The sequence below is a fragment of the Bradyrhizobium sp. Ghvi genome, assembly GCF_900115265.1.
GTDB lineage: Bacteria > Pseudomonadota > Alphaproteobacteria > Rhizobiales > Xanthobacteraceae > Bradyrhizobium.
The window spans coordinates 621,451-645,602 of sequence record NZ_FOVU01000005.1 but is presented as its reverse complement, the minus strand read 5'-3'; the positions used below and the strand labels follow the sequence as shown (position 1 = coordinate 645,602).

Genomic DNA, 24,152 nt, shown 5'->3' with positions numbered 1-24,152 from the left:
TCAATGGTCTTTGACGATCAGTGCAGTGATCAATCCTGTCGAGCCCATCTCCCAATATCATTGATCGTGGCTCACCTCATTCGGCGGGCTCGATGGCTCGCAATCTTGTTACCGTCGGTTTCGTCCTCACGGGCGATGGTGGCTTGCTCTTGCTCTCAGGAGGCAAGCGGAAGCCTTTGACCAGCCCGAAGATCGCCGGGATCACGATCAGCGTCAGCAGAGTCGAGGAGATCATGCCGCCGATCATCGGCACCGCGATCCGCTGCATGATCTCCGATCCGGTGCCGCTGCTCCACATGATCGGCAGCAACCCAGCCATGATCGCGACCACCGTCATCATCTTGGGACGGACACGCTCGACCGCGCCTTCCATGATGGCATCGTGCAGATCCCGGCGCGTAACGGGGCGACCGACCGCACTTCGTTTCGCCTTCATCTCGGCGAGGGCCTGCTCGAGATAGATCAGCATCACGACACCGGTCTCGGCGGCGACGCCGGCAAGCGCGATGAAGCCGACGGCCACGGCAACCGACAGGTTGAAGCCGAGCCACCACATCATCCAGATGCCGCCGACCAGCGCGAACGGCAGCGACAGCATCACGATCAGGGTTTCGGTCGTCGCGCGGAAGTTCAGATACAGCAGCAGGAAGATGATGGTGAGCGTGACAGGCACGACGATCTTCAGGCGGGCGGCGGCGCGCTGGAGATATTCGTACTGGCCGCTCCACACGACGTAGGTGCCGGACGGAAACTGGATGCTCTCCGTAACGGCACGCTGGGCATCGGCGACATAGCTGCCGATGTCGCGATCCCTGATGTCGACATAGATATAGGTCGCAAGCAGGCCGTTCTCGGTCCGGATCGAGGTCGGCCCGCGCGCCGGCTCGACCTTCGCCACCTCCCCGAGCGGCACCGCGCCGCCCGCAGGCATCGGCACCAGGATGTCGCTGGCGATCGCCTTGGGATTGTCTCTGAGGTCGCGTGGATAGCGCATGTTCACCGTGAAGCGCTGCCGGCCCTCCACGGTCGTCGTCACCGTCTGGCCGCCGAGTGCGGCCGCGATGGTGTCCTGAACGTCCTGGATCAGGAGGCCGTAGCGGGCGAGCGCCTCGCGATCCGGCACGATCTCGAGATAGTAGCCGCCGATGCCGCGCTCGGCATAGGCCGACGAGGTGCCGGGTACGGTCTTGAGGACCCTCTCGACCTGCTTGGCGAGACGATCGATCTCGACGAGATCGGTGCCCATGACCTTGACGCCGACGGGGGTGCGGATTCCCGTGGAGAGCATGTCGATGCGCGCCTTGATCGGCATGGTCCAGGCGTTCGAGACGCCCGGAAACTGCAGCGCCTTGTCCATCTCGGCAATCAGACCGTCGACGGTGAGCCCAGGGCGCCATTGCTCCTTTGGCTTGAGATTGACGATCGTCTCGAACATCTCGGTCGGCGCCGGGTCGGTCGCCGTGGCAGCCCGGCCCGCCTTGCCGTAGACGGAAGCGACTTCCGGAAACGATTTGATGATGCGGTCCTGCATCTGCATCAGCTCGGCGGCTTTGGTGACCGAGATGCCGGGCAGCGTCGTCGGCATGTAGAGCAATGTGCCCTCGTTCAGTGCCGGCATGAATTCGGTGCCGAGCTGGCGAGCCGGCCAGATGGTCACGGCCAGGACTGCGATGGAGACGAGGATCACCAGTGTCTTGGCGCGCAGCACGCCCTTGATCACGGGGCGGTAAACCCAGATCAGAAAGCGATTGATGATGTTTTTGCTCTCCGGGACGATCTTGCCGCGGACGAAGATCACCATCAGCGCCGGCACCAGGGTGACCGACAGCAGGGCCGCAGCGGCCATCGAAAAGGTCTTCGTGAACGCCAGCGGGCCGAACAGCCGCCCCTCCTGCGACTCCAGCGTGAAGATCGGCACGAACGAGACGGTGATGATCAGCAGGCTGAAGAACAGTGCAGGTCCAACCTCGGATGCGGCATCGACCAGGATCTCGACGCGCGACTGATCGGGCCTGGCGCGCTCGAGGTGCTTGTGGGCGTTCTCGATCATGACGATGGCGGCGTCCACCATGGCGCCGATCGCGATGGCGATGCCCCCTAAGCTCATGATGTTGGAGCCGAGCCCGAGCAGCTTCATGGCGCCGAATGCCATCAGCACGCCCACCGGCAGCATCAGGATGGCGACCAGCGCGCTGCGGACATGCAGCAGGAATACGATGCAGACGAAGGCAACGACGATGCTTTCCTCGAACAGCGTATGCTTGAGCGTGTCTATGGCGGCGTAGATCAGGTTGGAGCGGTCGTAGACCGGGACGATCTCGACCGATTTCGGCAGGCTGCTGATCTCCTTGAATCGCTTCTTGACGTTCTCGATGACGTCGAGGGCATTGACGCCGAAGCGTTGCAGCACGATGCCGCTGGCGACCTCGCCCTCGCCATTGAGCTCGGCGATCCCCCGCCGCTCATCCGGACCAAGCTCGACGCTGGCGACGTCGCGCAGCAGCACGGGCGTGCCGCCAGAGGCCTTCAGGACGATGTTGCCGAGATCATTGATGTTCTTGAGATAGCCCCTGCCGCGGATGACGTATTCGAACTCGGAGAGTTCGACGGTGCGCCCGCCGACATCGGCGTTGCTGGCACGGATCGCCTCACGGATTTTTTGCATGCTGATGCCGCGGTCGCGCATCCGCTGCGGATCGAGCACCACATTGTACTGTTTGACGAAGCCGCCGATGCTGGCGACCTCGGCAACGCCTTCGGCCTTGGCCAGCGCAAACTTCAGATTCCAGTCCTGGATCGTGCGGGTGTCCGCAAGATTCAACTCCCTGGACATCACGGCATATTGGTAGACCCAGCCGACACCGGTCGCATCGGGCCCGATGGTCGGCGTGACGCCGGCCGGAAGGCGCGATGCTGCGCCATTGAGGAATTCCAGCACACGCGAGCGCGCCCAGTAGATGTCGGTTCCGTCCTCGAAGATGACGTAGACGAACGACACGCCGAAGAAGGAGAAGCCGCGCACGACCTTTGACTTCGGCACCGTCAGCATCGCCGTCGTCAGGGGATAGGTGACCTGATCCTCGATCACCTGCGGCGCCTGGCCGGGATATTCGGTGTAGACGATGACCTGCGTGTCCGAGAGATCCGGAATCGCATCCAGCGGAAGGTGGATCAACGCGTAGAGACCGGCTGCCGCGGCGAAACCGGTGCCGACCAGCACCAGCAGCAGGTTACGCGCCGACCAGGCGATGATACGGGCGATCATTTGTGCTCTCCCATCGCATGGCCCGGTTCGGATGCCTGAGGCGCGGCCTCGGCAAAACCCTTGAGCGCCGCCTTCAGATTGCTTTCCGCATCGATCAGGAAGTTGGCGGAGGTGACCACCGCCTCGCCTTCCGCAAGCCCGTCCCGCACCTCGATATAGCCGCCGCCGCGACGGCCAAGCTTGACCTCTCGCGGCTCGAAGCGCCCCTCCCCCTTGTCGACGAGGACGGCCTGCCGGCTGCCGGTGTCGAGCACCGAGCTGTCGGGCACCGCCAGCGCGGGCGCCGCGCCAGCCGTGTCGATGTCGGCATCGACATACATGTCGGGCAACAGCAGCGCGTCGGGATTGGCGAGTTCGACGCGGAGCCGAACGGTCCGGGTATCGCGGTTCACCTGGGGATAAACGACCGCGATCTTGCCGGTGAAGGTCCGACCGGCAAAGCTGCGCGCGCGCACCGCCACGGGCTGTCCGACCGCGATGTTTCCGAGATCGCGCTCAGCGACGTCGACCAGCGCCCAGACCACCGAAATGTCGGCGATGCGAAACAGCACATCGCCGGGATTGGCCCGCATGCCTTCGATCGCGTTGCGCTCCAGGACAATCCCGTCGCGCGGCGCCGACCAGCCGATCGTGACGGGCGCAACGCGCGTCTTCTCCATCTCGGCGATGACAGGCTCAGGCACATCGAGGTTGAGCAGACGCTGACGCGATCCGCGGCCGTACATCTCGACGCCGCCAACCACCTTGGAGGTGATCGTCGCCAGATATTCCGCGGCCGCCGACGTGACCGCAGAACTATAGATCTCCATCAGCGGCTGGCCGGCCTTCACGCGTGTGCCGGTGGTGACGTCGGCGACCCTCTGCACGAAGCTCTCCGCGCGCATCGCGATGACGGATACGCGGCGCTCATCCAGCTGGATCGTGCCCGGCGCCTTCACCGAAACGCGGATCGCGCGGCGTTCGACGGGCTCGGATTTCACGCCAGTGCGCTGGATCTTGCCCGGCGAAAGCTTCACCATGCCGTCGTCCGTATCATCCCCTTCGTAAACGGGGATGTAGTCCATCCCCATCGAATCCTTCTTCGGCATGGGCGAGGTGTCGGGAAGCCCCATGGGATTGCGGTAGTACAGGATCTTTCGCCGTGCCCCCGCCTGCAGCTGTGGCTTCATCTCCATCTCCGCCGGCACGGCCTGATGATCATCGTAGACCGGCAGGTAATCCTGTCCGCGGTCGTCCTGCTTCGGACCCGCTGACCAGAACGGCGCGCCGCTGGGGTCACGGTAGTAGAGCGGCGGTCGATCCGCCGCCGATGCAGCCGAGGTGAACCCGGCGCCGGCAAGCGAGCGCGCACCCTTTGAAGGCCAATAGAAGCTCAGGATCAGGCCACCGCCCAGCGCAAGAGCCATCAGGAGACGCAGCGTTTTCATAGTGGGTACTCCGCGCACCCTTCGAGCACGCGTCCGTGTGAATCAAAAAGGGGAATGTCGGGCGCCGCCAGGCAGCGCCCGAATGCTCACTTGGTCGCGGTGACGACCACCTTGCCGGTGACCGTCTCCGGTTCGCCCTGCACCTTCACGGACATCGTCACCTGGTAGCGGCCGGCCATCGGCAGGTCCGTTTTGAAGGCGTAGACACCTGGCTCCTTGGAGGGAAGCGGTGCGACCGCCGACTCCATTTCGGCCATTCCGTCAGGAGCCATGTCGACGCGGGTCTTGAAGACAACCGCGTCCGCTACCGGCTTGCCGGTCTGCTTGTTGGTCAGGCGAACGGCGAGCATGACGTCGTCGCCCTTCTTCATCTCCGCCTTGACCGGCTCAAAGGTGTAGTCGCCAGCGCCTGCCAGGGCGGCGGTTGCGGCAAGCGAAAGGGTGGCGGCCAGAGCCGCAGTGGTGAATTTGGAAAGCATAGTCCTGTCCTCATGATCTGATCTTCGCCGTGGCGCAGGGCTGCGCGCACGTCAGTCGTCGTCGCCAAGCAGGCATGCCGCTCGCGTCTCGGGCTCTTGGAGGATCAGATTCGAGGAGGTCGGAAAGGAGGACTGCTACCGCGGTAGGAGACGACCTGATCGGCAGGAATGGCGATCTTGGTCGCGGCGACAATAAGATGCTGGAAAGCAACGGGTCTGACATCGCCGAGCGCGATCATCCCGCCAACGCAGCAAAAGCCCATCGCGCACTTGTAGCCGGCGTGAAAGCCCGTGTTCTTCATATCGGGACAACAATCGTCCATCGACATGTCGGCATCGCCGCCCATGTGCATAGTCGTCTGCATGTCGCCAGGCGACATGGCAAGCTGGGCTGCGGACGTGCCAACGGGCAGCATCGCCAGGGATATGGCGATTGCGAGAGCCAGAATGGTACGGACGAACCGCATCAAGAACGACTTACCTTGTCAGGCCGGAACACGACCTCACTAACATATCCGGGCACGGAAAACAGTCGTTGATCCCGGTCAACCATCCGTGACCGGGACCTACCCGAGGCCACCGACCAGTCGCGGACGCTTTGCGCTTGCTTTCCCGGCGGCCTGGGCGCGCAGCCATTCGCGAAAGCTGACGATCTCCGGGCAATCTGCGGTGCCCTCGGGCGCGATCAGCCAATCGCCCAGACCGGATCCCTCGCCAATGCGGTCGCAGCGATAGCCGGGATGATGGCCGAGGCCGCGGGCGATCAGCAGATCGACCTTGCCTTCGATCAATTCGTGCAAGCCGGCAGGCTGGAGCACGCGCAAGCCGATCTCCACATGCGTCTCGCGAAACGCCGCCAGATCGAGGCGGCGCAGATCGAAGCTCGCATGCACGCCCAATTGCAGCAGCACCGCGCCTGCCGGTCTCAACTGCGAGGTCGCATCCGCGATGTGACGAAAACCTTCGGAGACGCCGGGCAGATAGGCCTGGCCTGCCGCGGTCAGGATGAGCTGCTTGTCGCTCGAACAGCTGCACGCCGAGGCGCGCCTCCAGCGCTTTCACCTGCTGTCCGACTGCGGCGGGCGTCACGTGCAGTTCGTGCGCGGCCAGCTTGAAGCTGAGATGGCGCGCGGCGGCTTCGAAGGCGCGCAGTGCGTTGAGTGGCGGAAGGGCATAGGTCATCGCGCCGCAGTTTGACACTGATGGGCTCCGATCTTGCAATAGATTTTCTAGTGCTGAAGCGAAGGAAAGATGCTTTGCGCCGCGAGGATGCCGCCGGATACGGTCAGCCAACAATCCGGAAACACCTCATGACTGCAGCTCACATCGTCAGCCACAATCCTGCAACGGTCTCTCCTCCCGTCGGCGGTTACAGCCTGGGCCTGGAGTTGACGCAGCATCGCCGCCTGCTGTTCGTCAGCGGCCAGGTGCCCGAGAGATCAGACGGCAGCGTGCCCGAAGGGTTTGAAGCACAATGCGAACAGGCTTGGCATAACGTCATGGCGGTGCTTGCCGCAGCCGGTCTGGGCATCGCGCACCTCGTCAAGGTCACCACGTTCCTGACCGACCGCAGCCAAGTCGTGGCCAACCGTATGGTTCGTTGCAGGATGCTCGGGGATCATCGGCCCGCGCTGACGGTCATGATCGCCGAGACCGTCGACAGCAAATGGCTGCTGGAGATCGAGGCAATCGCCGCCGAATGAGACGGACTTCACCGACTTTGCAATGAGGCAATCACGCGAGGATCCAATGGCCGAGACCGTCCATCCATTCTACGAGAAGCATCGCGGCGCCATGGAGGCGGCGATGCGCCGCCGACTCGACCTCGCCGAGGCGATGTTGCGCGAGCGCACGCAACTGTCCGACATCGACGGCATCAAGCGGGAGGTCATGGACGAACTCGAGATCGTGCTCACCCAGATGCCCTATGTCGGCGGTGCTACGAGCCGTATGAGCGATGTCTTCGTGCGCCTCACCGGCTTCATGGCGACCAGCCGCGTGCTGCGGCGACACGGCGTGCCGCTGCCTGACATCCGCGACATCGAACGGGAGACCTACAAGGCGCAATTGCTCGCGGTGCCCGAGGCCAAAGCGCCTCGCCGCGGGAGATCAATTCATGTCCCCGGAAAATCAGGCCGTGCTGCGCGAGCAGGCGACAAGAAGCACGACAGAGGACCACCAGGCCGAATTTCCGGAGGATTTCGTCTACGATTTCGTCGAGCCGGGCCCTGATGACAAGTTCGAATTCGGCATCAATTACAGGGCCTGCGGCTTCTGCAAATTCGCGAGCCGCCATGGCGACAAGGACATCCTGCCGGGCATATGCGGCCTCGATTTCGATGCCTATGCAACGCTTGGCATCCATCTGGAACGGACACAGACGCTGGCTGGCGGTGCCAGCCATTGCAATTTCCGCTTCTCGCGATTGGATCGCGACGGTTGACTTCGCGCCGCCGGCTAATGCGCCCCGCACCGGCAGTTCTCGTAGTCCTCGGGATCATGGCTGTTGAAAATCGTCACGCGGCCGCCATGGCTGAGCTTCAACTCGCGCAGCCTCGCTGATTGGCGAGGCCGGCGCTGCGATCCACGTCGGCACGGCGCTCGAAATAACCGAGCACCAGCGGCGCGCGGGGTGACGCATCGAGCTGGGCATGATGGAAATAGCTGTCGCCGGCATGCAGCAGCCGTTTGTCGTTCCCAATTCGGCCGGTGGCTCCATTGCCCCATATGTCGCGGCCCTGCCGCCGTCGCATCCGCTGACGCTGAAGGAGAAGCTTCGCGCCGCCGACCTTGCCGACGCGGACATGATCGACCGCTGTCATTGCGAACAGAGCGCGTTCTTCGGCCGCACTGCCCGGCGGCGCCAGCCTGCAGCGATCGCACAGTCGGAAGATTGGGCGATGGCCCTGGTCGCGGCCGCCGTCGGTATCGCCATCATCCCCGAGGGCGTTGCAAAGGGCCATCCGGACGTTGCGATCAGGGAGATCGATGTGAGGGTCAAATGGGAGGTCGGGTTAGCCTACCGCGCGTCAATGCCCCTCACGGACGCATTGAAAGACTTTGTCGGCAAGCTCAAGGGACGGCGCGCAGAGCCCCGACCTGCGCAACGTCGGCTCACCGAGCGCAGCATCGCCTGGATGCTGACGCTGGCGAGCAGCAACGCCAGCACGAACGCGCCCAGCGCCGAGACCCGATGCAAGGGATAGGCTGCGAAGCCGAACAGCAGGGGAACCACGATCGAGGCGATCCGCAGCGGGATCGGAGAGAGGTTGAAGGTGATGGTGATCAGAACATGCGTGATCGTCAGCAGGACGGCGGGAATGACGACATAGAGAACGGCATGCGTACCGAAATAGCGCAGCGGATTCTTGTAGCGCTCGAGCCGGACGTTGACACGGTCGAGATCGCGCTGGAGCCTGTCCAGCTCGGCAACGATGTCGTCGATCTCGAGAAGCGTCGGGCGAACGACGCGCAAATCGCGCGAGCAGTGCTTGCACGCGATGGCTTCGTCCTTGATCGTTTCGGCGCAGAACGGACACTCCATCGTCAGCGCGACTTCCCACGCCGCATGATGGCCTCGAGCTCGTCCCTGGCCTGTGCCAGCTCAGCGCGCAGCTGGTCGCGCTTGCGCAGCAGATCGTCGCGTTCCGCAATCAGCGTCGCAGGGACCGCGATGTCTCGCGCGCAGGATGCGCAAACCAGCGCGCTGTCCGCATTCTCGGCCTGGCAGTAAGGACACATCACTTCGGTGCGACCTTGAGGGTGAAAACGGCAGTGCCCGGCCGCCCGTCGCTGTCCTTGATGTCGACCCGGACGGTGTAATCGCCCGGCGGCAGCTCCGCATCCTGCATGTTGATCCCGTCAGCGTGCACGAACGGCTTGACCCGGGGCGTCAAATCGACATTCGGCGTGCGGAGAAAGATCACCTTGACCGAGTCAGGATCGATCTTGGCGCCGCCGAACGATTCGAACTTCAATTGAAGCTTCATGGGAGAGGCGACCGACTCGGCCGGCGAGACGAACTCCACCTTCGGGCCGCGCAGGATACCGCGCCGGTCGGCTGCGACCGCGCCTTTCGGGGGTGGCAGCTTGGCCTCCTCTTCGGTGATCAATTGCGTTGCCCGCGACGTTCCCGAAAACAGCAGACCCGCCGCGACGAGCCCAAGCATGATATTCCGCGTCATTGTCCCTTCCAACCCTCTCGTGTCACTCATCGCACGCCGCCGTCCCCGATGATCGTATACGGCGCCCAGAACAGCGGATGTGCATAGGCGAACTCGGTCTTGCCCTCGTTGTCGAGGTAACCGGGACCATCGACCAGGGCCATCATCGCCTGGCGCAGCGCTTCACTCCGCGACAGTTTCGGATCATCCGCCTGCCGCTTGAACAGGTCAGTGACCAGTTGCCGCGCCGATTGCGAATGCACCGACCAGTTCGTCACCAGCAAGGCGCGCGTTCCGGCGTAGAAAAACGCCCGGCCGAGGCCGGACGCCGCCTCCGCACCCGCACCCGCACCAGCGCCGGTGTTGCAAGCGGACAGGATGACCCAGTCGGCATCGAGCTTGAGGCCGAGAATCTCCTCCATCGTGAGCAGGCCGTCGCCGCTCTCGCCGGTCACCGCCGGCGACGACAAGGCAAGAGCCGGCTGGGTCAGGCCGTTGAGCTCGCCCGGCACGAGACCGTGGGTAGCAAACGCCAGAATCCTGAAGCCGGAGAGATTCATCGTCTTCACCGCGCTCTCGGTCGCGTTCTTGCCGAGGAACAGCACCTTTGAAGGATCTGCCTGCAAGGCCAGCGCGATCGATTTGAGCTCATCGGCCGTGTCAGGAAGACGCGGCAAGAGGCCGATCTCGGCGCTGTCGACGCCTTCGAGCTTCGGACTGCTGCGGCGCTTCAGCGGCATGCCGCGGGTGACGTTGCCGCCGACATCGGCGACCTGGACCTTGGCCTCGGCGCTTTCCGCCTCCGCCAGCTGATCCCTGTTGAAATAGGGATCGCCGAACGCCACCAGTTCGCCACGGCCGGGCTTGCCCGGCGGCAGCTGCCGGAGCGTGCGCAACGCAGCCGCAGACGGCACCGTCGAGACCGCATGGGTCCGGGCCAACCACGGCACCTTGCGATAGCCGACGAACAACGGATCGTCATCCGCCGCCACCTCGGCAGGCGCGGTCGGCAGCAGCGACAGCGGCAGCAGGCCGAGCGCGCCGTTGGTCACCACGATCAGATTCTTGGCCGGCTTCCATCCGCTCTCGACCGGCTTCAGCAACAACTCGTAGAGCTCATAGCCGAGCTTGAGATCGAACGGCGGAATGTCCGAGATCATCGCCGCCTGCGGCTCGAGCGCCTCGCGCAGCTTGCGGATCTTGGTCTCGATGTCACCGATCCCCGCCTTGACGGCGGCGAACGCCACTGAGCCCGACTTCGGCACGGCCCAGACGAAGCTGCCGTTCTGGCCGAAATAGAACGACAACATCGCCTCGTTGTCGGCGAGCGTCGCGCGAATCTCGGCAACGCTCGGCGGCTTCGGCGAGACGAGGTCGGCGTAAACAGGGAATTTCTGCTTGATCTCCTGGCGTGCCTTGTCGCGCTCGGTACGCAAGGCGGCGATCGAAGCCTGGATCTGCTGCGCCCCCTTCTCGTCGCGCTCCGCGGAGGGAATGGCAAGCACGTTGTTGAGCGTGCCGAGCTGGGCGTTGACCTGTTTCGTCAAATCCTGCTCCTTGCGCACGAGCTCGGCGAGGGCCGGATCCTTTGCCGCCGCACGGGCGCTGGAGGCCGCCAGCGCTTGTTGCACCGAGCGGCCGCGAACGGCGTCAGCAAGGCTGAAGGTCTCCTCGCCGACTGCGCCGCCGGTGCCCTCGGCGCGCGCGAGCAGCAGCAGGTAGCTCTCGACGATGGTCTGCAGCCGCTGGCTGCGCGCGGCCACCACGGTCGTGTTCTCGTCGTCGGCGTTCTCGTTCGCATTCGCCATCATGGTCGGGATGGCGGCCTTGAACTCGCGGATCGCCTCGGCATCGCGCCGCGCGCGCATCAATCCAATGGCCAGGGTGCCGCGCGCCGAAGCGGCGTCGAAATGGTTTTCGCCCACGCGTCCGACCTGCTTCTTGACCAGCTGCTCGGCCGCAGCGATGCCGGCATCGAGCTGCCCGGAGGCGTAGAGCGAGAGAATGCGCGACGGGTTGAGCTCGAATACCTGGCGGCGCTGCGGATCCCAGGTGGCGATCGCTTTGTCGATACGCGCAAACATCTCGTTGGCTTCGGCATTCTTGCGCTGCAGGTTCAGAATGCCGGCGAGTTGAGAGAGCAGCTGCACGGTCGATTGCGAGTCATCAGGCACGCCGACCGTCTTGTTGATCTCGAGCGCGACGCGGCCGAGTTGCTCGGCTTCATCGTAGCGGCCCTCGTCGACCAGAACTCCGGCCAAACCCATCACATAGCGCGGCGTCACCGGATTGTACTTGCCGGTATCCTTCAGACGCGACAACAGGGCCCGGCGGGCATCGACCTCGGCTTCGGCAAGCCGGCCCTGCCGCGCCTTCATGCGGGCCTGGCTCAGAACCATATAGTCGATCGACTGCAACATGACGGTTTCGGCGGGTGGATTGTCGGAGTCCATAACGCCCTGCATGCCCGCGCGCTTGCGCTGCTCGGCCAGGCGATAGGAGACTTCGGCTTCCTTGAACTGCCCGCGCGCCTCGAAGATCATGGCGCGGGTGCCCTCGATTTCCGCCTCCCAATTCTGTCCCAGCTTCGCGTAGGAGGCGCGCCATCCCGGGAGGCCGCTCGTGCGAGCCTCCTGGATGCTGGCCAAGCTGCGGCGCAGATAGGCTTCGGCCTGCGGGATGTCGCCCATCTGAATCAGTATGCCAGCAACCGAGCGATTGGCGTTGAAGAGATACCCCTTGGCGCCCGGCATGATGGCGACCTCGCGCAACTGCCGTTGCATGATCTCGAGTGCGCGCTTTGGATCGCCGACGGCCTGATATTGCAATGCGGCAAGCTGTGTCAGCCGACCCATCATATTTGCGCTGATGGCGCCGCGTCCGACCTCCACCGCTTTGTTGGCGTCGGCGAGGGCTTCGGCAAGCCGCCCGAGCTGGGAGCGGGCATTGGCGCGGTCGAAATAGAACTGCGCCAGATCCTCCCGCGATTCCTTCCCCGTGGGTGTCGACTCCGCGTCCGCCTTCAGTTCCGCGATCAGCTTCTCGTCCGGCTTTTCGCCATCGAGGATCGCGGTGATGTCGGAGATGGTTCGCGGCGGGGCGACGAACCCCTTCGGCAGGGCCGTACCAGGCTCCAGCTTAGGCGCAGCTTCCTTGGGAAGCTCGACCGCCACGTTGGCACGTCCGTTGGCGGCGTTTAGAGCGGCAAGCACACAGGCCTTGACCTGCGGCGAAGCCTTGGCGCGGCATGCTTCGCGATCGGCGCCGCCACCCGAATGCATGCAGGCCTGCACGATTGGCTTGCCGACCGTCATCCGGCAGTTCTCGAGTGCGGCCTCCTTGGTCAGCGCGGCAGCCGAGCCTGATGATCCCAGGAGGACGGCGAAGGCCAGCAATTTTAGCGGCAGGATGGCGCGGCTCTTAAACGGACTCGCGGCGTTTAAGCTCATCATCGCGAAGGCCTTGGGTGAAATGAATTCAAAAACGAGACAATTCTACCCCTATCGCCCGGGAGCACAATCACCAATCGGTAGGGTGTTGGATGACCCGGGAGGTCAGCGGCTGCGGCAAACAGCGGCTCCTGCGACGCGCATTCCGGACAGGCCCCGCGTCTGCGCGACGACCCGCGCTCAGCCCTTCGAGACGACAGCGCGGCCGTCAGGAGGCTGCGACTGAACCGGCGGATTGGCGGTCTGGGCCGCGAGCTCGCCGATCAGGCGATCGGCGTCGGCGGCCATGCCGTCGGGCGCCTGGATCACCAGCCGCTCGAGCGCCCAGCGATAGGAGGAGACGCGCTGCTCGAGCGACAGCTGCACCCACTGGATGATCAGCGCATTCTCCCGCATGCGTTCGACCGCATCGGTCCTCTCCTGCGGCGAGAGCGCGGACACGCGCGCCATGCTGGCGTCGCGTTTCCTGTCGAGATCGATGACGCGGATGGCGCTGGCGAAGAAGGGCTCGAAGCGGGTGATGTCGTTGCGGACGTCCTCGATCAGCTGCGCGTAGCGCGAGGCGTGCGAGCGGTGCGGCTCGTCGATCAGCGTGCGACCGTACATGGTGCGGTCGAACACGATCTTCTGGCGCCACGGCGAGGGGATTGCCTTGTAGTCGCCGAACACGCTCTTCCAGGCCGGCCGCGACAGCGGCGGCTCGATCATGGGATAGGCCAGGTCGCGAAGCTGGCGCTCTTCGTCGGTGAGCTGGAATTGAGAGGGTTGCAGGCCGAGACTGCCGGTAACTTCAGCGCCGAGCCAGCGATGCATGTCGTCGCTGCGCATGTCGGCGCGGGTGCGGCCGAAATCACCGCCGCTGCACGCGGCAAGCGAGGCGCCGACCGCTGCGAGCAGGATGGCCGACGTAACGCTGCGAATCTGGCGGATGGAGTCCGGCATTGCAACAGCCGCAAAGCTAGCGGCGACGACGACGGCGCCCCGGCGCGGTGCCCTGCTCCGGTCCACGGTCGCCGCTGGTTTCGTCCGCTTCGCGCTCGATACGGATGACGGGAAGAATCAGGATCGTTCCCATGTCCGTGCGCGGTGTGACATCCCCCGACGAGCCCACCCGGCGACCGGCCGGAAATTCGATGATGGTCCCCATGTCAGCTCTCTCGATTGCCGCGCGACCGAACGCGCCCCCCGCAACATGGAGGTCATTAGGATCAGTTTATGGTTAACGGGATGTAAACGCAGTGTTCGGACCGTAGCCACACGGGCCGGCGCGAGCCGTCCCGCAGCGAGACGAGAACGATCGAAATGCGCCGATTTGCTTCACACTTCGTTTTCCTTAAGGAGCCTTTAAAGGAACCGCTGATAGGCTGATGCAACAGTTCTTCCGAGTTGCGTACGCCTTCATGACCAAGTCGCTGTTTCCCGGATTCGACGGGCTGATGACACTCTCCCGCCGCGAGGGCGTCGACGTTCGCCCGACGCTGCTGCGCGTGCTGACCGATCTGTATGTCCAGGCCAGCACCCACAGCGACGACGAGCAGCGGCAATTCATCGAGCTTGCGACGCGGCTGATCGACCAGGTCGACGACGCGACGCGCGCGGCCGTCAAGGCGAAGCTTGCGGTCTATCCACAGACGCCGGTCCCGGTCCTCCAGAAGCTTGGGCTGGTCGCAGCGCAGGAAGGCCGCAGGGTGCCGCTCGCGCGCGAAATCCCGCAGCCCACGCCCGCCCCCTCGCCTGCCCGCACGCCGACCGAAGCCGAGCAGCGCATGGCCGCCAGCATGGCGATGCAGCCGAAGGAAGCGGCCGAAATTCACGACATGTTCTTCCGCGCCGATGCGACCCAGCGCGCGCAGATCCTGCACAATCTGGCGCAGACGCCGCTGAAGGCCGCGCCGCGGATTCCGACCGTGCACGCCAAGCGGGCGATCCAGATCCTTGAGATGGCTGCGATTGCCGGCGATGTCGAGAGCTTCGCCTACGAGCTCGGCGACACGTTGATCCTGCCCTCGCGCGTCGCGGCGCAGATCGTCGACGATGCCGGCGGCGAGGCGCTTGCGGTCGCCGCACGCGCGCTCGACATGCCGAGCCCGAACTTCCAGCGCATTCTGCTGTTCTTCAAGCCCGCGATCGGCAATTCCGTGAACGAGGTCTACCGCCTGTCGCGGCTCTACGACCGCCTCAGCGACCGCTCCGCGCTGGTGATGCTCGCCGCCTGGCGCGGCTCGACCCTCGCCGTCACGCGCGCCAAGTACCAGCCGTCGCTGCATGACAGCGACCGCCAGCGCGCACGCGCCGGCGCCAGCCAGTCCCGGCCAAGCGTGCAGCCCGGCTCGAACCCGGCGGTGCGCACGGGCAGCAGCGGATCGTCGGAGCGATAGTCAGGTCCTTGCGAGATCGAGAAAGTGCCGCCCCGCGCGGTCCTCGGTCTCCACGATCCAGGCATCCGGATCGAAGCGAAGCTCCTTGGCCAGGCGCTCCTCTACGGCGGACTCCGGCATCGGCTGCGGCGCCGCCGGGACGAAGAAGCGATCGGCGGGCCGGCCGTCGTCATAAGACGTCTGCGGCGCCGGCACGTAGAGCATCGCATTGCCATCGAGCAGCGACACTTTGACGAACACTGCGCCCGCCTCCTCGGCGCCGCGATGGCGCACCGCGCCGAACACGCCGTCGGTCTGGCACCGGCGCAAATAGGCAGAGACCCAGATACTTGATTTCAAACGCATGCGCGCAGGATAGGCCAGTGCTGCAAGCAGCACCAGCCTTCCGCCTTTGTCAGATGCTGCCGATTATTCGACGGGATGGCCGATCGCCGCGGCAAGCTCGCGCAACAGACGCTCCGACACCTGGCCGGTGACGGGCATCTTGTGCTGGCGCTCGAAGGTCTGGATCGCCGACTGGGTTTCGCCGCTCATCGTGCCCGTGATCTTCAAATTGCCGTAGCCATATTCGGACAGCGCGCGCTGCACGCCGGCGAGGCGACGCGCCGCCGGGCTTTGTTGCACCGGGATCGGCGCCGGCGGACGCGCGATGGCGACGGCCGGCGGCGTCGCCGTGGTGGACTTGATCACCAGATTGGTCATGGGATCGCCCGAGCGCGGTGTCGAAGCCGTCGTCTCGGCGGGCTTCTCCGCCGGCTTCTCGGCCGGCTTCGGCTCGACGCGAAACTCGGTCGCCTTCGGCTCGAGCGGCGACGTGTCGGCGCCGACGGGACGTGGGCGCGGCAAGGGATTGGCGAGCGACACCGAGGACGGCGCAGGAAGGTTGATCACGGTGCCGAACATCGGCGCCGGATGCCGCCCGGTCTGCAGGAACAGCGCGTTGGCGACGATGGCGCTGATGGCGGCGGCGGCGACGAAACCTGCCAGCGTATCCTTGGGGCTGTGCAAGAGCACGCGCATCACGAGATTGCGCTCGGTCTCGACATCCACGACCGCGGCCTTGACACCAGCTTTGGCGCCACGGCGGCGCGGAACGGCTTCGTCGTTGGCAGATTTTCTAGGCACTTTTCTTCACCGGAGCAGGTTGGTCCTGAATTTCGTGACGGAGCGCCGGCGCCAGCGTCGCGACCTTGCTCTCGGCCGGCTTTGCTTGCGGCGGCATATAGACGAGCGGCAGCTTGACGGTGACGGCGGTGCCCTCGCCGAGCTTGCTTTGTACCGTCAATTCGCCGAGATGCAACGCCACGAGGCTCTTCACGATCGAAAGGCCAAGGCCAGTGCCTTCGTGACGGCGTTGATAGGTCTTGCCGCACTGGAAGAACGGCGCGCCGATGCGCTTGAGATCGTCGGGCGCGATGCCGACGCCGGTGTCGCTGATGCGCAGCGTGAGTTGTGAGGCCGATGCCGATGCCGACACGGTAACCTGGCCGCCGCGCTCGGTGAATTTGACGGCGTTGGCGACGAGGTTGAGCACGATCTGCTTGAAGGCCCTGGGATCGCCCGTCATCACGGGCAGGTCCTGAGGCGCGTCGGTGATGAGGTCGATGCCGTTCTCCCGCGCCTTCAGCGCCAGCAGATTGCAGCAATGCATCAGCGAGGCGCGTGGCGCGAACGGCTCCGCCGAAATCTCGAAATTGCCCGATTCCATCTTCGACATGTCGAGGATGCCGTTGACGACCGAGAGCAGGTGCTGGCCGGAGGCGTTGATGAGCTCGGCATATTCCTTGCGCTGGCCGGCGGCCAGCATCAGGGTCTGCTCCTGCGCGATCATCTCGGAGAAGCCGATGATGGCGTTGAGCGGCGTGCGCAGCTCGTGGCTCATGGTGGCGAGGAAGCGCGTCTTGGCGGCATCGGCGGCTTCCGCCGCGCTGCGCGCCTGATCAAGCGCCTGCTCCGACAGCTTGCGATCGGTGACGTCCCGCATCACGGCGACGACTTCCGCCTCGCGGGCGGGATCGCGGCCGGGATCCTGATCGAGCGGCCGGCAGCGCATCTCGACCCAGATGAAATCGACGTGATAATTTCCTTGGCCAGGCTCGGAACCGGAAGCCTCGCGCCGAAGCCGGAATTCGACGCTGCGCACGTCGCCGCGCGCGGCGTCGGACAACGCGGTGAGATAGGCCGGACGATCGGCGACATGGACGCGATCGAACAGGCCATGGCCGAGCAATTGGGCGACCGGAATGCCGAGCATGGCTTCCGCCGCCGGCGAGACGAACTGCGCCGCGCCGTTGCGCTGATGGCGCGAAATCACGTCGCTCATATTGCGCGCCAGCAGGCGATAGCGTTCCTCCTCGCGCGACAGCAGCGTAACGCTGGTACGCGTGAGCGACTCCGCGCCGAAGGCGAGGCCCGTGGCATAGAGCGTCGCCGAGGCGACGCCCAGCGCCATCATCACACCGCGGTCGACGGCGCCGAGCTCGCCGTCCGGCAGCCAGCCGAGCTGGCTGAGCAGGATCAACAGGCCGACACAGGACAGCGCGAGCAGGGAAGCAAAGGCCGCAACGCGGCGCGAGGCCGACAGAGCGGCCTCCAAGGGAACCACGACCAGCCAGATCACAGCGAAGGATTCGATGCCGCCGGTCGTGGCCGCGATCGCCATGATCAGGCCGGCGAGCGCCAGCGACGACAGCACATGGGCCCCTTCATAGCGGCCGGTACGCGACAGGAACCAGGACAGCAGGATCGGCGCGACCAGCCAGGCAAAGGCCGCGACTTCAATGGCGCTCGGCGCGCCGCGCAGCACGAGATAGACCGGGAATGCGGCGAAGGCAGCCAGGCTTCCGAGAAGCCGCGGCGCCATGAAAGCCCGATGACGTGCACGCGTCAGCGCATCGTAACGCGCGGAGGGATGCAGCAGTGCATCGAGACAATCGCGGATGATACTCAAAACTGTCACGGGTCTCGCGCTTCGGCTCAATCGTCTTTAGAAGACGCGCCGGAACGCCTCCTTGTCGTTGAGCCACCGTGTCAGAGCGACCTTAAACGAGTGCTAAGGCGGATCGGGCCGCCGCCCGCCACCGTGTCGTCGCGGAGATTTTTAGGCGATTTGGCGATGTCATCATCGGATGATGGTGAACACAGGGTTTCGTCGCCCCGCTCATGGTTTCGAATTGGTGGACATGCAGCGCCGGACAACCACGGGCGCCCGCGTCAATCGAATATTTACGACAGCTCGATCCGCGAAGATTCTTGCGTAAATTTTCCGCGAATTAAGCTCAAGGCAATGACTTGCGATCTATCGAGAGTTGCTAGGTCGAAACGCGTGCGGAAATCGCCCTCGCGGGATCTAACATACAGGTCGATAGGATGCGCTTTCTACTTCGCATCACATTCTGGCTCGGGCTGGTGCTGGTGCTCCTGCCGCGGGACAAGACGCCCGAATCGGAGAAGCTGCCGCAGATCGGCGCCGCCGATGCGGTGCAGGCTGCAACTGCGGCCGTCTCCGACATGACTCAATTCTGCAAGCGCCAGCCGGCGGCCTGCGAGGTCGGTGGACAGGCCGCGACCATCATCGGCCAGCGGGCCCAGGACGGTGCGCGCAAGATCTACCAGATCATCAACGAGAAAAAAGAGCAGATCAGGAACGAGAAGAACGACAAGAACGACAAGAAGATGCCCGACCGCACTGGTTCGATCGCGGTTGCCGGTGAAGGCGAGGCCGCAGCAACCGAGGCGCCGCACGACACGCTCACGCAGGACGATCTCGCGCTGGAATGGCACGGGCCGGAGACGGCGAATTAGGCCCCCAGTCCTATCGATTTCGAGGCTTCGCGTGCCTATATTGGCCTGAACTGGAACCACGGGCCATCAATGACGACGATTGACGAAATCAGGGACAATTTCGAGCTTTTGGACGAGTGGGACGACCGCTACCGGTACGTCATCGAGCTCGGCCGTACCCTGGAACCAATGCCTGAGGAAGAGCATTCGGCCGAGAACAAGGTGCAGGGCTGCGTCAGCCAGGTCTGGCTCCAGAAGCTGGTCGATCGCGACGGCGGCGCGCCGGTCCTGAAGTATCGCGGCGACAGCGACGCACATATCGTGCGCGGCCTGGTCGCTATCGTGCTAGCGCTGTACTCCGGCCGCACGCCGCAAGAGATCCTCAATACCGACGCGATTGCCGTGTTCAACGAGTTCGGCTTCCGCGACCATCTGACGCCGCAGCGCTCCAACGGCCTGCGCTCGATGGTCGAGCGCATCAAGACGGATGCGAAAGAGGCGCTCGCCGAAGCGTCGTGAGGGAGCTTCGTAGCTTCATAGGGCGGGTTAGCGCAGCGTAACTGCTGTTTCCGCCGAAATCCAAGAGGTGGGTTACGCCTTCGGCTAACCCCACCCTACGACATCTCGGGCACCGCACTACTTCCCCTTCTTTCGCTGCTGCTGTCCGAGCCCCATCTTCTTGGCCAGCTGCGAGCGCGCCACCGCGTAGTTCGGCGCGACCATGGGATAGTCGGCGGGCAGGCCCCATTTCTCGCGGTATTGCTCCGGCGTCATGTTGTACTGGGTGCGCAGATGACGCTTCAGCGACTTGAAGCGCTTGCCGTCTTCCAGGCACACCAGATAGTCCGGCGCGATCGACTTCTTCAGCGACACCGCAGGCTTTGCCGGCTCGAGCGGCGTCGTCTCGGTACGGCCCGACGACACCCGCGTCAGCGCGCCGTGCACCTGGCTGATCAGGTTCGGAATCTCGGCGGCCGGCGTCGGGTTGTTGCCGACATAGGCCGACACGATGCTCGCCGTCAGCTCGATGAAATTCTTGGCCCCGGCATCCGACATGGGCGCGACCTTTCTCCAGTCAGGGGTGCGTCGCTGCATTGGCGACAGTGAAGTAATTCCTGTCAACAATACGTTTGGCCGAAATAGGACAACTTACCAACAGGAACTAATTACTGATCTCGCCACAAGAATTGCGAGACTTTACTTGAACGCCAGGGGGACTTGAACGCCGGGGGTCTTCAGCCGCGTTGGTCGAGATGGGCGCGGAGCTCGTCGATCGATGCAAAGCGCATCATCCCCTCCGGCATCTGCGCCTCGATCGAGCCGTCGGAATAAAGCGAATAGGCCATGCCGTCGACGATACCGGATTTCAGTACGGTCACGGCCGGCTGCTCGGGCGCCGACGGCTGGGGCGCCGGTGGTGGGGCGGCAGGCTGAGACACAGCGGGTTCGAAGGTCGACGACGGGCGCGGCGGCGGCCGGCGCGCCGGAGGCGGCTCCGGCGGCCGCGCGCGGTCCAGCTTCGGCCAGGCGTCGTCGAAGCTCGCGTGCGGAGCATCAGGCGCCGCAGGCTCTGCATGTGGTGGGGATGGCGCGCTCTCCGCCGCTTTGGATTCGGCGCGCTCACGCTCCTTGCGCGAGCTCGAGGCGAACAACAGGTTGCGTCTGCGCGGCGCTTCCGGAGCTGCAGGCGAGGGCGGAGGCACTTCCGGCTCGGCAGGTGCCTCGGCGCCCAGGCGCGCCGGCGCCTCGGCCTGCCATGGCGGCGCGGCCGGCGATGGCGGCGGCGCCGGCTCAGCCCGCATCACTGGAGCGGGCTCCGGCGCTGGCGCGCCCGATCCGGCAAGGCCCGGCAGCACCGGCTTGACGCGAACCTCCGACGCTGCGGCTGCTCCGGCCAGACGGCGCGCGATGGCTTGCAGCTCGAGCAGCACGGCATAGAGGCCGACCAGTAGCATTCCGGTGCAGACGCCAATCGTTCCGCTCGTTATGAGCGTGCTGCCGAGGCTGAAGTCCCGGATCGAATAGCCGAACGCGACCGCAAGGAGGCCCGCCACGACGGCGAAAATCCCAGCGATCAACAAAGCCACGCTCATCGAACACACCCCCGGCCGCGCATCCACGCGCGACACCCGTTACGCCACGATACCGTCATCCTGCGTTGCACGCCAACGACCATTTGCCGCCACCGTTCCCAAAGGGAAGGATATCAGGGACTTATTCACATTCCCTTCAGCAACGGTCCGCTAGGTGTCATGTGCTCCCAAGTTATCGGAAATTGCTGCGTCGCATCAGGAATTTAGCCATAATGCCCAATTACTTGGTAATGGAACTGCGCTATAGGGATTCCGGGGAACAGGCCCGCGCGCACCGACGGGGCCAAGAGGGGATTCCGGGTCACCAATAGCCATGACATCCATCACGACCTCGGCGATCGACACGCCTCTCGGGCGCTCGGTTGAACGGACTTGCGACGATCTCGCCATGTTGGTTCTGGCTGCGGTCGCCGTCGTCGCAGGCGTGACCTTCCGCGATTACGGCCTCGGCTGGGACGACTACACCCATGCCGAATATGCCGACCTGCTGCTGCGGATGTACGGCTCCGGTTTCAGGGACACCGCCGCGCTCTCGTTCGCCAACCTCTATATGTATGGCGGCGGCTTCGACATGGTCGCAGCGCTCCTGCACAAGGTCATTCCGCTCGAGCTGTTCGAAACGCGACGCCTGGTCGGCGCGATCGTCGGCGTGATCGGACTTGCGGTGACCTGGCGGCTCGGTCGTCGCGTCGGGGGACCTCTTGCCGGTCTTGGCGCGCTGTTGCTGCTCGCGCTCTGCCCGATCTTCTACGGCCACATGTTCATGAACCCGAAGGATGCGCCCTTCGCGGTGGCGATGATCGTCCTGATGCTCGGCCTGGTCCGCCTCGCCGAGGAATATCCAAATCCCTCGCCGCGCACGATCCTGATCGTCGGCCTTGGTGCCGGCCTGTCGATCGGCTCACGCATTCTCGGCGGGCTCGCACTGGTCTACGCAATGATCGGCTTCGTCCCGCTGTTCCTGGAGGAACTGCGCACCGAAGGCGCGCGCGAGGCTGTCAGGCGCTTCGCCCATGTCGTTTACGTGCTGCTGCCCGGCCTCGTGCTCGGCTATCTCGTCATGGGCCTGATCTGGCCGTGGTCGATCATGGAGCCCGGCAACCCCTTCGAGGCTTTGACCTATTTTTCGCACTTCTTCGAGAAGCCCTGGAAGGAGATGTTCGACGGCGCGATCGTGTCCGTGCCCGACATGCCCTGGTCGTATCTGCCGACGCTGTTCGCGCTGCAATTGCCCGAGGTGATGCTGGTGCTGATGGCAGCCAGCGTGATCGGCACCTTCGTGCTGCTGCCGCGCCGTGGGGTTCCGGCCCGCCGCAAGACCATCATGCTGATGCTGACGCTGGCAGCTACCCTGCCGCTCGTGATCGCGATGGTGAAGCGTCCGGCGCTCTACAACGGCATCCGCCATTTCGTCTTCGTGATCCCGCCGATGGCGGTGCTCGGCGGCGTTGGCTTCGCCTGGACCATGGAGCGCCTGCGCGCCAATCACCGCGCCTGGCAGCCGGCCGTGCTCGCCCTGTTCTGCTTCGGCCTCGCGTTACCGCTCGCCGAGATGATCCGGCTGCATCCCTATCAGTACACCCACTTCAACTACATCGCCGGCACGGTGCGCGGCGCAGACGACCGATTTATGCTGGACTATTGGGGCCTCGCGCTGAAGCAGGCTTCCGACGGACTGCGCGAGCAACTGGTCGAGCGTCAGGAAGTGCCGCCGCGCAATCGTAAATGGAAGGTCGCAGTGTGCGGTCCGCAGCGCCCGGCCCAGGTCGCGCTCGGCCCCGATTTCACCATCGGATGGGATTCCAACGCGGCCGATTTCGCGATGACGCTCGGTGAGTTCTACTGCAAGGGCCTCAGCGCGCCCGTGATGGTCGAGATCAAGCGCGACGACGTCGTGTTCGCTCGCGTCTACGACATCCGCGGCCGCAGCATATCCAGCCTGCTGTCGATCCCGGCGCCGTAATAATTCTCGTCAGAAGCCCGGACAGAGCGCAGCGCAATCCGGAACCGTGATCGTGGCTCCCCGCATTTCGCTACGCTCCATGCGGGCTACGCTGAACAGCCGCGCTTTAGGCGGCTTGCCGCCACTCCAGGGCACGACTAGGCTCCCTCCCCGCAACAATGAGGTTCGGAGAGACTTGCCATGTCGCCAGCTGAAGCCCGTCTGAAGGAATTGCCGTCTGATATGACGGACGCCGAGTGGCAGCAACGGGTCAATCTCGCCGCCTGCTATCGGCTCGTCGCGCTGTACGGCTGGGATGACCTGGTCGACACCCACATCTCCGCGCGCGTGCCTGGCCCCGACCATCACTTCCTCATCAATCCCTACGGCTTGATGTTCGACGAGATCACGGCCTCGAGCCTGGTCAAGGTCGACCTGCACGGCAATCAGCTCTCCGAGAGCGAGTACAGCATCAACCCGGCCGGCTTCACCATCCATTCGGCGATCCACGAGGTGCGTGAGGACGCCATCTGCGTGCTGCATCTCCACACGCTGGACGGCACCGCAGTGTCGAGCTGCGCCGAAGGTCTCTTGCCGCTGAACCAGACCGCGCAGCTCGTCACCCACGATCTCGCCTATCACGACTATGAAGGCATCGCGCTCGATCACGACGAGCGGCCACGCCTCCAGAAGGACCTCGGCGACCACAACCACATGCTGCTGCGCAACCACGGCACTCTGACGGTCGGTCGCTCGGTCGCCTCGGCGTTCGAGCGCATGTACCACCTCGAGCGCGCCTGCTCGATGCAGGTGCGCACCCGCGCGCTGGGCACGCCGGTCTATCCGGTCGAGCCGATCGCGATCGAGAAGAACACGGAGCTGCTCGCCAATCGCGACCGCGCCGAACTGCGCGCCACGAACCTCGTCTGGCCGCCGCTGCTGCGCAAGCTCGACCGCGAGCTGCCGGGCTACCGGTCTTGAGATTTTCGAATTTTCGTGTAGGGTAGACGCCAACGACCTCTACACATTTCGGAATGAAACGCCGTCCAATCCCGGGCGGCGTTTTTATTTTGGGCCTAAGCGCGATCACTATCGCCGTCACCCTGAGGTGCTCGCCCTCCTCGGCGAGCCTCGAAGGGCGACGGCCCAGCTGCAGCAGCGGGGCCGTGCATC

General features: G+C 64.6%; 21 protein-coding genes and 3 pseudogenes. 8 read left to right on the top strand and 16 right to left on the bottom strand.

What is annotated here, in order from left to right; translation table 11 throughout:
- Nucleotides 1-76: 76 nt before the first annotated feature.
- From BM374_RS22225 to BM374_RS39990, 5 genes and pseudogenes are all read right to left on the bottom strand, one after another.
- On the bottom strand, nt 77-3,265 hold the full coding sequence (locus BM374_RS22225) for an efflux RND transporter permease subunit (protein WP_092296473.1): 3,189 nt from the start codon (nt 3,263-3,265) through the stop codon (nt 77-79).
- Entirely contained in the window at nt 3,262-4,692 is a 1,431-nt protein-coding gene (locus BM374_RS22220) for an efflux RND transporter periplasmic adaptor subunit (RefSeq protein WP_092296470.1), read from the bottom strand. Before BM374_RS22220 ends, BM374_RS22225 begins: the two co-directional genes overlap by 4 nt.
- An 86-nt stretch (nt 4,693-4,778) precedes the next feature.
- Nucleotides 4,779-5,171, bottom strand: coding sequence for a FixH family protein (locus BM374_RS22215; protein ID WP_092296467.1), 393 nt, complete (start codon nt 5,169-5,171; stop codon nt 4,779-4,781).
- 104 nt (nt 5,172-5,275) lie between these two features.
- Nucleotides 5,276-5,638 (bottom strand): hypothetical protein, encoded by a 363-nt coding sequence (locus tag BM374_RS22210; protein ID WP_092296464.1) that lies wholly within the window; start codon nt 5,636-5,638, stop codon nt 5,276-5,278.
- Nucleotides 5,639-5,737: 99 nt separating this feature from the next.
- Nucleotides 5,738-6,353, bottom strand: a pseudogene (locus tag BM374_RS39990) (LysR family transcriptional regulator).
- A 128-nt stretch (nt 6,354-6,481) separates the two neighbouring features.
- On the opposite strand from BM374_RS39990, the gene BM374_RS22200 reads away from it, so the two are divergent.
- The 3 genes and pseudogenes from BM374_RS22200 to BM374_RS40285 all read left to right on the top strand — a co-directional run.
- On the top strand, nt 6,482-6,874 hold the full coding sequence (locus tag BM374_RS22200; RefSeq protein ID WP_177248480.1) for a RidA family protein: 393 nt from the start codon (nt 6,482-6,484) through the stop codon (nt 6,872-6,874).
- Between the two features lie 46 nt (nt 6,875-6,920).
- Nucleotides 6,921-7,614: pseudogene (locus BM374_RS22195) on the top strand (L-2-amino-thiazoline-4-carboxylic acid hydrolase).
- Between the two features lie 208 nt (nt 7,615-7,822).
- Nucleotides 7,823-8,188 (top strand): annotated as a pseudogene (locus BM374_RS40285) (LysR substrate-binding domain-containing protein); the annotation flags it as partial.
- Nucleotides 8,189-8,190: 2 nt separating this feature from the next.
- Here BM374_RS40285 and BM374_RS40280 read toward each other — a convergent pair.
- From BM374_RS40280 to BM374_RS22155, 6 genes are all read right to left on the bottom strand, one after another.
- A complete protein-coding gene (locus tag BM374_RS40280) occupies nt 8,191-8,715 on the bottom strand; it encodes a hypothetical protein (RefSeq protein WP_502689455.1) in 525 nt (174 codons plus the stop codon).
- A 2-nt stretch (nt 8,716-8,717) separates the two neighbouring features.
- Nucleotides 8,718-8,912, bottom strand: coding sequence for a hypothetical protein (locus BM374_RS22175; RefSeq protein ID WP_092296458.1), 195 nt, complete (start codon nt 8,910-8,912; stop codon nt 8,718-8,720).
- A complete protein-coding gene (locus BM374_RS22170; protein ID WP_092296455.1) occupies nt 8,912-9,355 on the bottom strand; it encodes a hypothetical protein in 444 nt (147 codons plus the stop codon). The genes BM374_RS22175 and BM374_RS22170 overlap by 1 nt, the downstream gene beginning before the upstream one ends.
- A 26-nt stretch (nt 9,356-9,381) precedes the next feature.
- Nucleotides 9,382-12,783 (bottom strand): CHAT domain-containing protein, encoded by a 3,402-nt coding sequence (locus BM374_RS22165; RefSeq protein ID WP_092296987.1) that lies wholly within the window; start codon nt 12,781-12,783, stop codon nt 9,382-9,384.
- 180 nt (nt 12,784-12,963) lie between these two features.
- Nucleotides 12,964-13,725 carry a hypothetical protein gene (locus tag BM374_RS22160; protein WP_092296452.1) on the bottom strand — a complete coding sequence of 254 codons (762 nt, stop codon included), beginning with the start codon at nt 13,723-13,725 and terminating at the stop codon, nt 12,964-12,966.
- A 16-nt stretch (nt 13,726-13,741) separates the two neighbouring features.
- Nucleotides 13,742-13,930 (bottom strand): hypothetical protein, encoded by a 189-nt coding sequence (locus BM374_RS22155; protein ID WP_092296449.1) that lies wholly within the window; start codon nt 13,928-13,930, stop codon nt 13,742-13,744.
- A gap of 253 nt (nt 13,931-14,183) precedes the next feature.
- On the opposite strand from BM374_RS22155, the gene BM374_RS22150 reads away from it, so the two are divergent.
- On the top strand, nt 14,184-15,161 hold the full coding sequence (locus tag BM374_RS22150) for a DUF2336 domain-containing protein (RefSeq protein ID WP_092296446.1): 978 nt from the start codon (nt 14,184-14,186) through the stop codon (nt 15,159-15,161).
- Here the strand turns inward: BM374_RS22150 and BM374_RS22145 are convergent, their stop codons facing one another.
- From BM374_RS22145 to BM374_RS22135, 3 genes are all read right to left on the bottom strand, one after another.
- Nucleotides 15,162-15,506, bottom strand: a complete 345-nt coding sequence (locus tag BM374_RS22145) for a DUF1491 family protein (protein ID WP_092296983.1) — start codon at nt 15,504-15,506, stop codon at nt 15,162-15,164.
- 63 nt (nt 15,507-15,569) lie between these two features.
- Complete coding sequence (locus BM374_RS22140) at nt 15,570-16,286, bottom strand: peptidoglycan-binding domain-containing protein (protein ID WP_092296443.1); 717 nt, start codon at nt 16,284-16,286, stop codon at nt 15,570-15,572.
- Nucleotides 16,279-18,120 carry a sensor histidine kinase gene (locus tag BM374_RS22135; protein ID WP_177248454.1) on the bottom strand — a complete coding sequence of 614 codons (1,842 nt, stop codon included), beginning with the start codon at nt 18,118-18,120 and terminating at the stop codon, nt 16,279-16,281. Before BM374_RS22135 ends, BM374_RS22140 begins: the two co-directional genes overlap by 8 nt.
- Nucleotides 18,121-18,530: 410 nt before the next feature.
- Between BM374_RS22135 and BM374_RS22130 the strand changes: the two genes are divergently transcribed.
- Entirely contained in the window at nt 18,531-18,965 is a 435-nt protein-coding gene (locus BM374_RS22130) for a DUF5330 domain-containing protein (RefSeq protein WP_092296437.1), read from the top strand.
- A 69-nt stretch (nt 18,966-19,034) separates the two neighbouring features.
- Nucleotides 19,035-19,463 carry a SufE family protein gene (locus BM374_RS22125; RefSeq protein ID WP_092296434.1) on the top strand — a complete coding sequence of 143 codons (429 nt, stop codon included), beginning with the start codon at nt 19,035-19,037 and terminating at the stop codon, nt 19,461-19,463.
- A gap of 117 nt (nt 19,464-19,580) precedes the next feature.
- Here the strand turns inward: BM374_RS22125 and BM374_RS22120 are convergent, their stop codons facing one another.
- A complete protein-coding gene (locus BM374_RS22120) occupies nt 19,581-20,000 on the bottom strand; it encodes a Ros/MucR family transcriptional regulator (RefSeq protein WP_092296431.1) in 420 nt (139 codons plus the stop codon).
- 179 nt (nt 20,001-20,179) lie between these two features.
- Complete coding sequence (locus tag BM374_RS22115; protein ID WP_177248453.1) at nt 20,180-21,037, bottom strand: DUF308 domain-containing protein; 858 nt, start codon at nt 21,035-21,037, stop codon at nt 20,180-20,182.
- Between the two features lie 313 nt (nt 21,038-21,350).
- Between BM374_RS22115 and BM374_RS22110 the strand changes: the two genes are divergently transcribed.
- On the top strand, nt 21,351-23,000 hold the full coding sequence (locus BM374_RS22110) for a glycosyltransferase family 39 protein (protein ID WP_092296425.1): 1,650 nt from the start codon (nt 21,351-21,353) through the stop codon (nt 22,998-23,000).
- 180 nt (nt 23,001-23,180) lie between these two features.
- On the top strand, nt 23,181-23,960 hold the full coding sequence (locus BM374_RS22105) for a class II aldolase/adducin family protein (RefSeq protein ID WP_092296422.1): 780 nt from the start codon (nt 23,181-23,183) through the stop codon (nt 23,958-23,960).
- Nucleotides 23,961-24,152 lie beyond the last annotated feature (192 nt).

Excerpts from the sequence above, each read along its gene's own strand:
- BM374_RS22215 (WP_092296467.1), bottom strand. The coding sequence starts at position 5,171 with ATGCTTTCCAAATTCACCACTGCGGCTCTGGCCGCCACCCTTTCGCTT.
- BM374_RS22175 (WP_092296458.1), bottom strand. The coding sequence starts at position 8,912 with ATGTGTCCTTACTGCCAGGCCGAGAATGCGGACAGCGCGCTGGTTTGC.
- BM374_RS22110 (WP_092296425.1), top strand. The coding sequence starts at position 21,351 with ATGACATCCATCACGACCTCGGCGATCGACACGCCTCTCGGGCGCTCG.
- BM374_RS22105 (WP_092296422.1), top strand. The coding sequence starts at position 23,181 with ATGTCGCCAGCTGAAGCCCGTCTGAAGGAATTGCCGTCTGATATGACG.
- BM374_RS22120 (WP_092296431.1), bottom strand. The coding sequence starts at position 20,000 with ATGTCGGATGCCGGGGCCAAGAATTTCATCGAGCTGACGGCGAGCATC.
- BM374_RS22210 (WP_092296464.1), bottom strand. The coding sequence starts at position 5,638 with ATGCGGTTCGTCCGTACCATTCTGGCTCTCGCAATCGCCATATCCCTG.
- BM374_RS22225 (WP_092296473.1), bottom strand. The coding sequence starts at position 3,265 with ATGATCGCCCGTATCATCGCCTGGTCGGCGCGTAACCTGCTGCTGGTG.
- BM374_RS22160 (WP_092296452.1), bottom strand. The coding sequence starts at position 13,725 with ATGCCGGACTCCATCCGCCAGATTCGCAGCGTTACGTCGGCCATCCTG.
- BM374_RS22115 (WP_177248453.1), bottom strand. The coding sequence starts at position 21,037 with ATGAGCGTGGCTTTGTTGATCGCTGGGATTTTCGCCGTCGTGGCGGGC.
- BM374_RS22130 (WP_092296437.1), top strand. The coding sequence starts at position 18,531 with ATGCGCTTTCTACTTCGCATCACATTCTGGCTCGGGCTGGTGCTGGTG.
- BM374_RS22220 (WP_092296470.1), bottom strand. The coding sequence starts at position 4,692 with ATGAAAACGCTGCGTCTCCTGATGGCTCTTGCGCTGGGCGGTGGCCTG.
- BM374_RS22165 (WP_092296987.1), bottom strand. The coding sequence starts at position 12,783 with ATGAGCTTAAACGCCGCGAGTCCGTTTAAGAGCCGCGCCATCCTGCCG.
- BM374_RS22125 (WP_092296434.1), top strand. The coding sequence starts at position 19,035 with ATGACGACGATTGACGAAATCAGGGACAATTTCGAGCTTTTGGACGAG.
- BM374_RS22170 (WP_092296455.1), bottom strand. The coding sequence starts at position 9,355 with ATGACGCGGAATATCATGCTTGGGCTCGTCGCGGCGGGTCTGCTGTTT.
- BM374_RS22200 (WP_177248480.1), top strand. The coding sequence starts at position 6,482 with ATGACTGCAGCTCACATCGTCAGCCACAATCCTGCAACGGTCTCTCCT.
- BM374_RS22155 (WP_092296449.1), bottom strand. The coding sequence starts at position 13,930 with ATGGGGACCATCATCGAATTTCCGGCCGGTCGCCGGGTGGGCTCGTCG.
- BM374_RS40280 (WP_502689455.1), bottom strand. The coding sequence starts at position 8,715 with ATGGAGTGTCCGTTCTGCGCCGAAACGATCAAGGACGAAGCCATCGCG.
- BM374_RS22145 (WP_092296983.1), bottom strand. The coding sequence starts at position 15,506 with ATGCGTTTGAAATCAAGTATCTGGGTCTCTGCCTATTTGCGCCGGTGC.
- BM374_RS22150 (WP_092296446.1), top strand. The coding sequence starts at position 14,184 with ATGACCAAGTCGCTGTTTCCCGGATTCGACGGGCTGATGACACTCTCC.